This window comes from Nonomuraea sp. MTCD27 (assembly GCF_041950495.1).
GTDB lineage: Bacteria > Actinomycetota > Actinomycetes > Streptosporangiales > Streptosporangiaceae > Nonomuraea.
On sequence record NZ_JBGNUW010000003.1, the window covers coordinates 165,952 to 179,280 of the forward strand.

The following is a 13,329-nucleotide window of genomic DNA, read 5'->3' on the forward strand; positions in this document are numbered from 1 at the left end:
GGCGTGTCTCGTTCCAGAGTCGTAGTGTCCTCGTCTGTGTCCACGGCACGGCATCCGTACGAAGATCTCATCACCCACCTCACGAGGACGAGCCCGCTCGACCCCGGCGAGGCCGCCCGCGTGGTCGCCGACGTGCTGTCGTACTTCTCCGAGCCCGTCGAGGAGTTCGTCCGGCGCCGTCACGGCGAGCTGAAGACGCGCGGATACACCAACGACGAGATCTTCCCCCGGATCGCCGGCGAATTACGGGGCCGCCGGGTGGCGGCGCCGGAGCTGTCCCTGCGGCAGCTACGCAGGATTGTCTACGGATAAGAGGAGACCTCGATGTGCGGAATCGTGGCCTACGTCGGCCCCAAGGACGCGGCGCCCATCTTGCTGGAGGGCCTGCAGCGGCTTGAATACCGGGGCTACGACTCGGCCGGGGTCGTGGTGTCCAACAAGGGGCTGAAGGTACGCAAGGTCAAGGGGCGGGTGGCCGACCTGGCCAAGGTCGTGCCCGTGCGGTTCAAGGGCAACCTCGGCATCGGGCACACCAGGTGGGCCACGCACGGCGTGCCGAGCGACGTCAACGCCCACCCCCACCTGTCCGCCGACGAGCGCATCGCGGTCGTGCACAACGGCATCATCGAGAACGCCGGCGAGCTGCGTGCCAAGCTCGAGGCCGACGGCGTGGTGTTCGCCTCCGAGACCGACACCGAGGTGCTCGCGCACCTGATCGCCCACGCGGCCGACGAGAACGACTCGCTGGAGGAGGCCGTCAGGAAGACGCTCAAGAGCGTCGTGGGCACGTACGGCATCGCCGTGATCGACGCCGAGCGGCCCGGCGAGGTGGTCGTGGCGCGCAACGGCAGCCCGATCGTGCTGGGCATCGGCGAGAAGGAGATGTTCGCCGCCTCCGACGTCTCTGCCCTGGTCCGCTACACGCGCCAGGTCGTGCACCTGGAGGACGGCGAGCTGGCCGTGCTCAAGGCCGACGGCTTCCACACCTTCGCCAGCGACGCCCGCGAGACGGCCAAGGAGCCGCTGACCGTCGACTGGGACGCCGGCCACTACGACACCGGCGGCTACGAGCACTACCTGCTCAAGGAGATCTCCGAGCAGCCCGAGACGATGACCCGCACCATGAGCGGCCGCCTGGACGAGCGCTTCCACGTGGCCCACCTCGGCGGGCTCAACATGGACGCCCGAGAGACGCGGGGCTTCCGGCGGGTGAAGATCATCGGCTGCGGGTCGGCGTACTACTCGGGCCAGATCGGGGCGCAGCTCATCGAGGAGCTGGCGCGCATCCCATCCGACGCCGAGCCGGCCAGCGAGTTCCGCTACCGCAACCCGGTCGTCGACCCCGACACGCTCTACGTCGCGATCAGCCAGTCGGGGGAGACCTACGACACCCTCGCCGCCGTGCAGGAGCTCAAGCGCAAGGGCGGCCGGGTCATCGGCATCGTCAACGCCGTGGGCAGCGCCATCGCCCGCGAGGTCGACGGCGGCATCTACCTGCACGCCGGCCCCGAGGTCTCGGTCGCCTCGACCAAGGCGTTCACCTCCACCTCGGTGGCGTTCGCGCTGCTGGCGCTGCACCTGGGCCGGGTGCGCGACCTGTCGCCGGCCGACGGGCGGCGCATCGTGGAGGGCCTGCGCCGCCTGCCCGGTCAGATCGAGCAGATCCTCGCGCAGGGCGACAGGATCGCCGAGCTGGCCGACAAGTACGCCAAGCACGCGAGCATGATGTTCGTCGGCCGGGTGCGCGGCTACCCGGTGGCCCGCGAGGGCGCGCAGAAGCTTAAGGAGATCTCGTACGTCCACGCCGAGGCCTACCCGGCCAGCGAGCTCAAGCACGGCCCGCTCGCGCTGATCGGCCCCGACATGCCGACGGTGGCGATCGTCCCCGACGACGAGCTGCTCGACAAGAACCTCACCACGCTGGGCGAGATCCGCGCCCGCGGCGGCCAGGTGCTCATGGTGGGCCACCGGAAGCCGGACGCCAAGCTGGCCGACGACGCGATCGTGATCCCCAAGAACGAGATCGAGCTCGACCCCATCCTGCTCACGATTCCCCTCCAGCTCCTGGCGTACTACGCGGCGGTCGCGCTGGGCCGCGACGTGGACAAGCCGCGCAACCTCGCCAAGAGCGTAACGGTTGAGTAACTGAGTCCAATTCAGCGCAAACTATCGTTATCTGGCTTGCGACGACATAAATTCGATACTGTGCGGAAGTTCGACCAACAGAGGCCCAATCCCGCACGCATGTACGACTACATGCTCGGTGGGAAGGACAACTTCGCGGTCGACCGTCTGGCCCTTGACCAGCTCGCCGAGCTGATCCCGGAGGCGGTCGCGCTGGCCCGCGCGAACCGGGCCTTCCTCCAGCGCGCCGTGCGCTACGTGGCGCGGGCCGGGATCCGCCAGTTCCTCGACCTCGGCAGCGGGCTGCCCACCCAGGGCAGCGCGCACGAGGTGGCCCCGGAGGCCCGGGTCGTCTACGTCGACCACGACCCCGTCGTCGCCGCCCACGCCACGGCCCTGCTCCGGCACGCACCGGGCAGGGCCCGTTTCGTCCAGGCCGACCTGCTGGATCCGGCGGAAGTGCTGGCCGGGGCCGGTGAGTTCCTGGACCTCGACCAGCCGATCGCCGTGCTGCTGGTGTCGATCCTGCACTTCCTGCCGGACTCCGCGCACCCCCAGCAGGCGGTGGGCGTGCTCCGCGAGCGGATGGCGCCGGGCGGCTATCTGGTGATCTCGCACGCCACGACCATGGCGCACCTGGAGGACGAGGAGCGCGGCGGCTCCTCCGCCCGGGGCGGGACCGACCGGACCCCGGCCCGGATCCGCGCGTTCTTCGGCGGGTTCCCGCTGGAGCCGCCGGGGCTCGTGCAGGCCACCGACTGGCGTCCGGACCGGCCCAAGCTGGTGGGCGACTGGTCGTTGCCGTCGTCGCTCATGGCCGGGGTCGGCAAGAAAACCCAATAAGTTTAAAAATCACGAAAAAGCGCGAAGAAAAGCGATTTGTGTTGTTTGTCGCGACCCGGGTGTGTAGCGGTGCGTAATGGGTTATTAACCTAGGGTAATGGGGGATTCGGGGGAGAAGCAGATGCGCCGGCGGCGGTTCCTGGCCTGGGGGCTGGGAGTCACGGCCTGCGCCGCCGGTTGCGGTACGGAGCGCACCGGCGGGGACGTGCCGCGTACCGGATTCTCCATCAATCCGAGCGGGCCGCGCTGGGCCCCCGTGGGGCGGGCGTTCGCCGGGGCGGCCCGTACCGCCGGGTTCCAGTCCGGCGCCGGCACGCCCATCACGGTGACCGGCCTGCCCGCGCTGGCCGCGGCCGAGCTGAACAACGGCCAGAGCCTGCTCGACACCGGCACCCCGCTGGCCAGGCTCAGCGGCGAGGTCGAGGTCGTGGTCGTGCCCGACGCCTCGCCGGTCAAGGACTTCGACGACCTCGGCGCCCGGCTGGTCGCCTCGCCCGGCCGGACACCGCTGGTGGGCGGGCCGCAGGGCGAGCCCGACCACCTGCTGTTCGGCCTGATCGCCAAGGCCCTCGGCGCGGACACCAGGCAGGTCGAGTACACCGGCTACCCCAGCCGCGGCGAGGCGGCCACCGCGCTGCTGGCCGGTAAGGGAGCCGCCGCCGCGGGACCGCTGACCGGCTGGCGCGCCGGCATCGGCCGCGGCCGGGTCAGGGCGCTGGCGGTGTCCTCGGCCACCCGCGTGCCCGAGCTCGACGTGCCGACGCTGCTGGAGTGCGGCGTGCGGGTGGACTTCGCGGACTGGGTGGCCGCCTTCGGGCCCGAGGACATGGCCGACGAGAGCCGCGAGGCGGCCCTGCGCATGTGCGAGGTGGTGATCGGCTCGACCGGCTGGGAGGCGGCGTGCCGGGCCGCCGGCTGGTTGTCGATCCCCCTCGTCGGCGACGACTTCGCCCGCTGGGTCGGCACCGAGATCGCCCGCACCCGCGCGGTCCTGCGGGACCTCGGACTGCTCGACACCACCAAAGCCACAACATGCTGGGGTAGTTGCGGGAACGGCCACTAGATGTAGGATCCTGGTCGTCGCTGGTTCGCCTCTCCGGAGGCGGAGCAAAAGGGAACCCGGTGAGATTCCGGGGCTGCCCCGCAGCGGTGAGCGGGAACGACCGCCGTCATTGTGCACTGGAGAGATCCGGGAAGCGACGGCCAGTAGGAGCCATGGAGCGCGCCCGCGAGCCCGAAGACCTGCCAGCGTCGTGCCGGGCCGTGTCCGGCACGAAGTGTTCAGGGCCTCGAGGGCGGGCCGGAGCGCGACGCGGCCGGTGATCCGGTTCGCCGTGCTCTCGCGTGCCCTCACGGGGATGAGCTCGCGAGGAGAGAGAGCACGTGACTCAGATCGTTGAGGTTGACCGCCGCCTGGCCATCGAGGAGGCCGCCGCCCGGGTGATCACCGACCCGGCCAACTCGCGGGTCGCCGCCCGGCTGCTGGCCGAGGAGATCGCCGACGAGGCGGCCGCGCACGGCGTGCGGACGTTCTCGGAGTCCATCGCCGCCACCCACGCGGCCGGGCTCGTGCAGGACGGGCTGGCGGAGTTCGTCGCCGCGCACGCCGCCGAGCTGGACGCGCTGGTCTCCGCCGAGGCGGACGACCGGTTCGAGTATTTCGGGCTGCGCACGGTGTACGACCGCTACCTGCTGCGCCACCCCGAGACGCGCGGGGTGCTGGAGCGGCCGCAGCACTTCTTCCTGCGCGTGGCCTGCGGGTTGTCGGAGTCGGTGGCCGAGGCGGCGGAGCTGTACGCGCTCATGTCCACGCTGTCGTACCTGCCCAGCTCGCCCACCCTGTTCAACTCCGGCTCGCGCCGGCCGCAGCTGTCGTCCTGCTTCCTGCTCGACTCGCCGCGCGACGAGCTGGAGGGCATCTACGACAGGTACGGGCAGGTGGCCCGGCTGTCCAAGTACGCCGGGGGCATCGGCATCTCCTGGACCCGGGTGCGCTCGCGCGGCTCCCTGATCAGGGGTACGAACGGCCACTCCAACGGCATCGTGCCCTGGCTGCGCACGCTGGACTCCTCGGTGGCGGCGGTCAACCAGGGCGGCCGGCGCAAGGGGGCGGCCTGCGTCTACCTGGAGACCTGGCACGCCGACATCGAGGAGTTCCTGGAGCTGCGCGACAACACCGGCGAGGACGCCCGCCGCACCCACAACCTGAACCTGGCCAACTGGGTCCCCGACGAGTTCATGCGCCGGGTCGAGGCGGACGGGACGTGGTCGCTGTTCGACCCGAAGGAGGTGCCCGACCTCACGGACCTGTACGGGGAGGAGTTCACGGCCGCGTACCGCGCGTACGAGGCGGCCGGGCGGTACGTCCGGCAGATCCCCGCCAGGACACTGTACGGCCGGATGATGCGCACCCTCGCCCAGACCGGCAACGGCTGGATGACGTTCAAGGACGCCGCCAACCGCACCTCCAACCAGACCGCCCGCCCCGAGAACGTCATCCACCTGTCGAACCTCTGCACCGAGATCCTCGAGGTCACCAGCGACGCCGAGACGGCCGTCTGCAACCTCGGCTCGGTCAACCTGGCCGCCCACCTGACCGGGGACGGCGCCGGGCAGGACATGGACTGGGAGCGGCTGCGCCGGACCGTGCGCACCGCCGTCCGCTTCCTCGACCGCACCATCGACCTCGGCTTCTACCCCACGCCCGAGGCCGAGGCGGCCAACAAGCGGTGGCGGCCCATCGGGCTGGGCGTGATGGGGCTGGCCGACGTCTTCTTCACGCTGCGGCTGCCGTTCGACTCACCGCGGGCGCTGGAGCTGTCCACCAGGATCGCCGAGGAGATCGCGCTGGCCGCGTACGACACCTCGGCCGACCTGGCGGCCGAGCGCGGAAGGCACCCGTCGTACGCCGACACGCGGGCCGCCGGGGGAGTGCTGCACCCCGACCACTACGGCGCGGCCGGTTCGCCGCGCTGGGACGCGCTCCGCGAGAAGATCGCGGAGACCGGCCTGCGGAACTCGCTCATGGTCGCCATCGCCCCGACCGCGACGATCGCCTCCATCGCCGGCTGCTACGAGTGCATCGAGCCGCAGGTGTCCAACGTGTTCAAGCGGGAGACCCTGTCGGGCGAGTTCTTGCAGGTCAACCGGTATTTGGTGGCCGATCTGCAGGCGCGCGGGCTGTGGACCCAGCAGGTGCGCGACGACCTCAAGCGCGCCGACGGCTCGGTGCAGACCGTGCCCGGCGTGCCCGACGACCTCAAGGTGCTCTACCGCACGGCGTGGGAGCTGCCGCAGAAGGCGCTGATCGACCTGGCCGCCGCGCGGCAGCCGTACATCGACCAGTCGCAGTCGCTCAACCTCTTCATGGCCAGCCCGACCATCGGCAAGCTCTCGTCGATGTACGCCTACGCCTGGAAGCAGGGCCTCAAGACGACGTACTACCTGCGCTCGCGCCCGGCCACCCGGATCGCCCAGACGACGGTCGCGGCCCCTTCCGCCGAGGCGATCGCCTGCTCCCTCGAGAACCCCGAAACCTGCGAAGCCTGCCAGTAAGGAGACCCTTTCGTGCTGCTCGACCCCGGTATGGACCTCACCCTGCGGCCCATGCGCTACCCCGACTTCTACGAGCGCTACCGCGCGGCCATCCGCAACACGTGGACCGTCGAGGAGGTGGACCTGCACAACGACCTCGCCGACCTGGCCAGGATGACCCCGCAGGAGCGGCACCTGATCAACCGGCTGGTCGCCTTCTTCGCCACCGGCGACTCGATCGTGGCCAACAACCTCGTGCTCAACCTCTACCAGCACGTCAACGCCCCCGAGGCGCGCCTGTACCTGAGCAGGCAGCTCTTCGAGGAGGCCGTGCACGTGCAGTTCTACCTGACGCTCCTCGACACCTACCTGCCCGACCCGGACGAGCGGGTGAAGGCGTTCGCCGCGATCGAGCACATCCCGTCGATCCGCGACAAGGCGGAGTTCTGCTTCAGGTGGATCGACTCGATCGAAGGGCTGCGGCGGCTGGAGACGGCCGCGGAGCGGCGCCAGTTCCTGCTGAACCTCATCTGCTTCGCCGCCTGCATCGAGGGCCTGTTCTTCTACGGCGCGTTCGCGTACGTCTACTGGTTCCGCTCGCGCGGTCTCCTCGGCGGCCTGGCCACCGGGACGAACTGGGTGTTCCGCGACGAGTCCATGCACATGGAGTTCGCGTTCAGCGTGGTGGACACGGTGCGGGCCGAGGAGCCGTCGCTGTTCGACGACGAGCTGGGCAAGCAGGTCACCCTCATGATCGAGGAGGCCGTCGCGGCGGAGCTGGCCTTCGCCGCGGACCTGTGCGGCGAGGGCATGCCCGGCATGGGGGTGGACCAGATGCGCCAGTACCTGGAGTACGTCGCCGACCAGCGGCTGGCCCGGCTCGGCCTGCCCAGCCGGTACGGCTCGGCGAACCCCTTCGCGTTCATGGAGTTGCAGGACGTGCAGGAGTTGGCCAACTTCTTCGAACGGCGGGTTTCTGCTTACCAAGTGGCGGTTGAGGGCAATGTGAGCTTTGACGAGACGTTCTAATACATAAGGGGGCATGAGCGTGCAGTCTCCAGCGGACTGGCCGATCCTCGTAATCGCCGTGGTCGGTTCGATCCTCCTGGTGGAAGTGGCCCGGCGGGTGCTGAGCAGGATGGGGCGCAAATTCGCGCTCGCCCGGCACCTGGTGGAGCACTGCACGTGGCCCGCGTTCTCGGTGGCCGCCGTGGTGGCGTTCAACGTGGTGTTCGGGCCGGGGATGTTCGGCGACACGCCGTCCGAACGGGCGGTGGCGGGGTCGGTGGAGCGGGTGCTCGGCCTCGTCACGATCGCCGCGGTGACCTGGCTGATCGTGCAGGCCACGTACGCGTTCACGGACATCGTCCTCGACCGGCTGGTGCTGGTCGAGGGGGAGCGCAACCGCCGGGCGCGGCGGATCATGACGCAGATCGCGCTCGTCCGCCGCATCGCCGCCGCGGTCATCGTCGTCATCGCGGTCGGCGCGATGCTCTTCTCCTTCCCGCAGGTGCGGGCACTCGGGGCCGGGCTGCTCGCCTCGGCCGGCATCGCGGGCGCGGTCGTCGGCATCGCCGCCCAGCCGACCATCGGCAACGTGCTGGCCGGGCTGCAGCTCGCCTTCAGCGACGCGCTGCGGCTGGACGACGTGGTCGTGGTCGAGGAGGAGTGGGGGCGGATCGAGGAGCTGACGCTCACGTACGTGGTGGTGCGGCTGTGGGACGAGCGCCGGCTCGTGCTGCCGGTGTCGTACTTCACCCAGACCCCGTTCGAGAACTGGACCCGCCACGGCAGCCGCGTGCTCGCCGTCGTGTACCTGCGGGTGGACTGGGCGGTGCCGGTCCCGAAACTGCGCGACGCCCTGTACGAGTTCCTCCAGGGCAACCCGCTGTGGGACCAGAAGGACTGGACGCTGCAGGTCACCGACGTGCTGCCAAACGGCCTGGTGGAGCTGCGGGGCCTGATGAGCGCCGCGGACTCGCCGTCCTCGTGGGACCTCAAGTGCGACGTACGCGAGTTCCTGGTCAACTACGTCCGCGACAACTACCCGGACGCCCTGCCCCGCTTCCGCGTCGAGACCCCGGAGACCCGGGTGGGCGTGAGCTGGACCAAGGACCGCTGAGCCGGCCGGAATTAAATATGTGGCACGCGCCCGATCATCGGTTTACCGTGGACATTGTCCAGCAACGTTCAGCAACGTCCAGGAAGGGCGGCGAAGTGCGCTACCTGAGCCTCTCCCGGCCGCTCCCTGCCCTGCCCGAGCTGCGGCGACGGCTTACCGGATAATCCAATCGCGGATTACCGGAAAAGCCGTCTCGAAGAAATTCGAGGCGGCTTGTTTCATTCGAGGAAACCGAGTGTGGGGCAGTTTGGTCAGCCCGCCTGCCTTGGGAGCAGGAGCACCGCAGGTTCGAATCCTGCCACTCGGACACGGCCCTGAAAGGAAAGGGCCGCGGGCCACGGCCTGGCCGGCGGGAATGGCGCCCCCCGGCCGGACCCGGCCCTCGCCCCGGGCCGGCCCACGCCAGCCAAGCCCGGGGCCCAGCCGCTCTGGCCCAACTGGCAGAGGCGCCGTCTTCAGGAGGCGGAGGTTCAGGGTTCGAATCCCTGGAGCGGCACATGACTGGACAAACCCTGCACTTTCGCGGATGCCTCCTGCGAGAGACCCGGACGAGAAGGGACATGTCGAGATCGCTTCTGGCCAGAAATCTCCTATGTCGGTGGTATCCAAGGCCAAGCACCAGGAGATGAAGGACTGGCACAGCGAAGGGTTCAGGCCGACCGTACGATCTCGTCGATGAGGGTGGCCAGCCGTCGTGGCCGGGACAGGAACGGCGAATGCCCGCCAGGGAGCCGGCGGGTCTCGGCCGCTTGGGCTGCCATCTGCTCCTGCAGTGCGAGAGGGACGGCCTGGTCCTGCTCCGTGATGATGTAGGTGGACGGGATGCTCCGCCAGGCGGCTACGTCGACCTTCTCCGCGAACGATCGGATGGTCTGGTTGACCAGCTTGCTCACCGCCTGCTCGGCCTCTTCATCGGGCAGATCGCCGTAGAGCGAGACACGCGGGTTCGTCGCTGAGCGGGAACAGGCCGCTTGTGTCTTCGGGATCGGGGAGGCCGTGGATGGCGTACATCGACTCATGCATGCCTGCGGTGGGATGTTCGCCGGCGCTCGGGAGCCCCGGCGTGCGCGTGCCATAGCCGAGAGCGTGCAACTCGGCCTCAAGCCGGGCCCAGCTGCTCGGCTGGTGGCAGGCGCCGTGCACAAGCATCACAGTAGTCATGAATGGTGCTCCAAGCTTCTCGTACGAAATATCGGACATGGTGGCGCTCCTGTGCCTGTCGACCTGCCGCCGGGGCGCCCGACGGCCGTCGGCGAACTCGTGATCGGTGCGGCGCGGACTCGGCCTCCGGAGTTTCTCTCGACAGCGGCCCGGCCACGCTGATGACGGCCGCCTTGCCGGATGCGTGCCGAGGTGGAGGCGATCGGCGAGCGCGGCTGAGACGTGCCGGTGACGACGCCTCGGTTCAGTGGTCCGCTGTCGCTGTGAGCGCGTAGGCCCAGAGAAGCGGGGACCCGGCGAGCAGCACCGAGGCGATCGTGCGAAGTGCCCGCGAAAGTTCGCAGGCAGCTGCAGCTCCCAGCCGTTGGCCGGCGACCTGGCGGGCAGGCAGAGCCATGGTCACGGCGTTCGCCACGATCACGTGCACCGGCCCGCTCCAATCGTCCGCGAACGCGCGCACGGAGCCGAGATCGCTCAGGTCGAGGGCTCGCCGGCCGCCGGTGGGGTTGCGGGCCGCGACGGTGATCTCGGCTCCCGCGCCCCGCGGCGCCCTTACCGTCTCCAGCCGATCCCGGAGGCACCGCCGGTGTCGATGATGCGCCGCCCGGTGAGGATCTCGTGGGCGGTGGTGCAAGCCGATCCGGCACGACCAGCCGCCTGTCCGTCAGGATGGTTGCCGGCGGTCAGCGGGCGCGCGAACTGCTGCTCGACGTGCTGCCGCCAGTGATCCATGTGCCCTGCCGCACCACCGAGGCCGCGACCGTACATGGGGCGTTTGAGCAGCTCGACGCAGAGCTGCGCGACCAGAAGCTCGCCTCGACACCGGTCACCGAGCATCTCGCCCTGGTCATGCTGCTTCACCCGCTGCGCGTGCACCTGGCCGAGACCGCGGCAGTGTCCCGTTCGACACGCGCCGCCCGCTTCAGGCGGACCGTCGGGCAGAGCCCGCTGGACCACCTGACCGGCTGGCGAATCGAACCGGCACCGACCGCCTGCGCGCGCGGTGGCGACACGGTGGCGACACGGTGGCGACACGGTGGCGACACGGTGGCGACACGGTGGCGACGACCGCCCGGTCGCGTGCTTCTCGTGAACCCGCCCGTCATCGTGCCGGACGAGGCCACCTCTGGTCCTGGATGAGGCCGCATCATTGAGGACTGCACCCCCGCCGAACTCATCAGCGGCCGGGGGCCGGTGCGTCATCGCGCTGACATCGCGTCAATGCCGTATAGGCGGCGCGTACACGCGGCCCTGCCATCCTGGCCGGGTGTCATGCGAAAACGGGGGTGAGAACGTGGTGAACAAGGAGACGCTGGTGCTCGTGCACGGCGCCTGGCACGGACCGTCGTGCTGGGATCGGCTCGTACCCGAGCTGGAAGAACGCGGCTGGCGCACGTCCACGGTGGACCTGCCGAGCACGTCGGGGGATCCACACGCGGGGATGTACGACGACGCGCGGGCCGTACGGGAACATCTGCGCGCCATCGAGGGACCGGTCACCGTGCTCGCGCACTCCTACGGCGGCGTCCCCGTCACCGAGGTGGCCGAGACCGTGCCGAACGTGCGGCGGCTCGTCTACCTCGCGGCCCACATGCTGGAGGCGGGGGAGGCCGTGGTCACGCCGCTCGGCGGGCCGTGGTTCCCCCAGGACGCCGAGCTGCTGCCGGCTCCTGAGCCGCCGGTCGAGGCGCTCTACCACGACGTACCGGCGCAGTGGGCGGAGGCGGCCGTCGCCCGGCTCAGACCACAGAGCGCGCGTGCCTTCACCGAGCGCCAGACGCGGGCCTCGTGGCGAACGGTGCCTTCCGCGCTCATCGTCTGCGACGATGACCGGAGCATGCCCGACCTGTTCATCAAGCGGCAGCTCACGATGGCCGGGGTGGTCAGGCACCTGCCGGGGAGCCATTCTCCGTTCCTGTCGCGGCCGGGCGAGCTGGCCGGCCTCATCGACGAGGTGACAGACGCCCTGCCCGCCCGAGGAGATCGTACGGCGGTTTCGGCGGGCGCCCGCCGAGCTGGAGAGAGGCGAACGTTGCGGTACAGCGAATCGGTCACGGACCCGGCACTCAATCTCGACCGGGCCTTCTTCCAGGATCCGCATCCGGTCTACCGGCGCGCCCGCGAGGCGGGGCCGGTACGGCCCGCGACCGCGCACCGGCGGCTCAGGGTCTGGCTGGTCACCAGGTACGCCGAAGCCAGGGAACTGCTCAACGACCCCAGGCTGGCCAAGGACAGCGCCAGGGCGGTGAAGCTGTTCCCACCGGGGACGGCGGGGCCGTACGCCTCGTCGTTGTCGGCCCACATGCTCAACTCCGACCCGCCCGACCACACGCGCCTGCGCAAACTGGTGAACAAGGCGTTCACCGCCAGGACGGTGTCGCGGCTGCGCCCGCGCATCGAGCAGATCACCGACGGCCTGCTCGACGGCATGGCGGAGGTGGGCGAGTTCGACCTCATGGAGTCGTTCGCCTTCCCCCTGCCGATCGCCGTCATCTGCGAGCTGCTCGGCATCCCGGCCGCGGACCACGACGAGTTCAGGACCTGGACCGCGCCCTTCGTGGCGGCCTCGTCGGCCGAGGAGATGCGCGAGGCCCACGCGTGGATGCACGCCTACCTGACCGGGCTGGTCGCCGCCAAGCGGGCCGCACCCGGCGAGGACCTGCTGTCGGAGCTCGTGCACATCTCCGACGAAGGCGACCGGCTGACCGCGGACGAAGTGGTGTCCATGGCGTTCCTGCTGCTCGTGGCGGGCCACGAGACCACGGTCAACCTGATCGCCAACAGCGTGCTCGCCCTGATCGGCGACCCCGCCCAGCTGGCCGCTTTGCGGGCGGACCCGTCCCTGCTGCCGGGTGCGGTGGAGGAGTTCCTGCGTTTCGAGGGGCCGATCAACATCGCGACCCTGCGCTTCACCACCGAGCCGATCCGTGTAGGCGACGTCGAGATCCCCGAGGGCGAGTTCGTCTTCATCTCCCTGCTGGCCGCCAACCGCGACCCCAGCCGCTACCCCGACCCCGACCGGCTCGACCTCACCAGGCCAGGCGGCGGCCATCTGGCCTTCGGCCATGGCATCCACTACTGCGTGGGCGCGCCGCTGGCCCGGCTGGAGGCGCAGATCGCCATCGGAAGGCTGCTCGGCCGCTTCTCCAGCATCGAACTGGGCTCGCCCGTCCTGCAATGGCGCGCCAGCACCCTCATCCGTGGGCTGCAGACCCTGCCCGTCCGGGTCCGCTGACGCTCCGTAGCGTCCTGCTTCGGCCGGACAGGACGTCCATGACCAGGTGGAAATCGCAGTCGGCCGGCACCTGCCCCTGCTCCGTCCTCCTGCGACGGCACCAGGCCGCTCACGATGACCTCGTCATTCCTCGCCTATGCACGGTTGCCGCCATGCTGGGAGGCGCCCTGGTCCTGGGACCGGCGGCGTACGCAGGGACCGCTGCCGGACGGCAGGCCGGCAGCGGCGGCGGCAAAGCGACCGTCCACCGGACCGATCAACGGTCAAGATCTGTGACGGGAAGACGCGCGCGACAACCTGGCGAGACCTC

At 70.0% G+C, this 13,329-nt stretch carries 9 protein-coding genes, 2 tRNA genes, 1 pseudogene and 1 riboswitch; of the genes and pseudogenes, 11 read left to right on the plus strand and 1 reads right to left on the minus strand.

The window, feature by feature from the left end; all coding sequences use genetic code 11:
- The first annotated feature begins 36 nt into the window (after window positions 1-36).
- The 9 genes from ACBJ59_RS08910 to ACBJ59_RS08950 all read left to right on the plus strand — a co-directional run bounded on the left by ACBJ59_RS08910 (window position 37) and on the right by ACBJ59_RS08950 (window position 9,119).
- A complete protein-coding gene (locus ACBJ59_RS08910) occupies window positions 37-312 on the plus strand; it encodes a hypothetical protein (protein ID WP_375109666.1) in 276 nt (91 codons plus the stop codon).
- A gap of 12 nt (window positions 313-324) precedes the next feature.
- Entirely contained in the window at window positions 325-2,145 is a 1,821-nt protein-coding gene (gene glmS / locus ACBJ59_RS08915; protein WP_375109667.1) for a glutamine--fructose-6-phosphate transaminase (isomerizing), read from the plus strand.
- A gap of 60 nt (window positions 2,146-2,205) precedes the next feature.
- Window positions 2,206-2,967: an SAM-dependent methyltransferase gene (locus tag ACBJ59_RS08920; protein WP_375109668.1), complete on the plus strand. Its 762-nt coding sequence runs from the start codon at window positions 2,206-2,208 to the stop codon at window positions 2,965-2,967.
- A 97-nt stretch (window positions 2,968-3,064) separates the two neighbouring features.
- The gene (locus ACBJ59_RS08925; protein ID WP_375109669.1) at window positions 3,065-4,030 is read left to right on the plus strand and encodes a tripartite tricarboxylate transporter substrate-binding protein; all 966 of its coding nucleotides are present in this window, start codon (window positions 3,065-3,067) and stop codon (window positions 4,028-4,030) included.
- A 4-nt stretch (window positions 4,031-4,034) separates the two neighbouring features.
- A riboswitch (cobalamin riboswitch) is annotated at window positions 4,035-4,232 on the plus strand.
- 118 nt (window positions 4,233-4,350) lie between these two features.
- The gene (locus ACBJ59_RS08930; protein ID WP_375109670.1) at window positions 4,351-6,522 is read left to right on the plus strand and encodes a ribonucleoside-diphosphate reductase subunit alpha; all 2,172 of its coding nucleotides are present in this window, start codon (window positions 4,351-4,353) and stop codon (window positions 6,520-6,522) included.
- A 12-nt stretch (window positions 6,523-6,534) separates the two neighbouring features.
- A complete protein-coding gene (locus ACBJ59_RS08935) occupies window positions 6,535-7,530 on the plus strand; it encodes a ribonucleotide-diphosphate reductase subunit beta (protein WP_375109671.1) in 996 nt (331 codons plus the stop codon).
- A gap of 19 nt (window positions 7,531-7,549) precedes the next feature.
- Entirely contained in the window at window positions 7,550-8,623 is a 1,074-nt protein-coding gene (locus ACBJ59_RS08940) for a mechanosensitive ion channel domain-containing protein (RefSeq protein WP_364121851.1), read from the plus strand.
- A 231-nt stretch (window positions 8,624-8,854) separates the two neighbouring features.
- Window positions 8,855-8,930 (plus strand) — tRNA-Pro (locus ACBJ59_RS08945).
- 115 nt (window positions 8,931-9,045) lie between these two features.
- Window positions 9,046-9,119: transfer RNA gene (locus ACBJ59_RS08950), tRNA-Leu, on the plus strand.
- A gap of 154 nt (window positions 9,120-9,273) precedes the next feature.
- Here the strand turns inward: ACBJ59_RS08950 and ACBJ59_RS08955 are convergent.
- A complete protein-coding gene (locus tag ACBJ59_RS08955; RefSeq protein ID WP_375109672.1) occupies window positions 9,274-9,699 on the minus strand; it encodes an alpha/beta hydrolase in 426 nt (141 codons plus the stop codon).
- A 691-nt stretch (window positions 9,700-10,390) separates the two neighbouring features.
- On the opposite strand from ACBJ59_RS08955, the pseudogene ACBJ59_RS08960 reads away from it, so the two are divergent.
- Both ACBJ59_RS08960 and ACBJ59_RS08965 read left to right on the plus strand, forming a co-directional pair.
- A pseudogene (locus tag ACBJ59_RS08960) lies at window positions 10,391-10,924 on the plus strand (cupin domain-containing protein); the annotation flags it as partial.
- Between the two features lie 127 nt (window positions 10,925-11,051).
- Window positions 11,052-13,019: an alpha/beta fold hydrolase gene (locus ACBJ59_RS08965; protein ID WP_375109673.1), complete on the plus strand. Its 1,968-nt coding sequence runs from the start codon at window positions 11,052-11,054 to the stop codon at window positions 13,017-13,019.
- Window positions 13,020-13,329: the final 310 nt, after the last annotated feature.

Excerpts from the sequence above, each read along its gene's own strand:
- ACBJ59_RS08925 (WP_375109669.1), top strand. The coding sequence starts at position 3,065 with ATGGGGGATTCGGGGGAGAAGCAGATGCGCCGGCGGCGGTTCCTGGCC.
- glmS (WP_375109667.1), top strand. The coding sequence starts at position 325 with ATGTGCGGAATCGTGGCCTACGTCGGCCCCAAGGACGCGGCGCCCATC.
- ACBJ59_RS08955 (WP_375109672.1), bottom strand. The coding sequence starts at position 9,699 with ATGGCACGCGCACGCCGGGGCTCCCGAGCGCCGGCGAACATCCCACCG.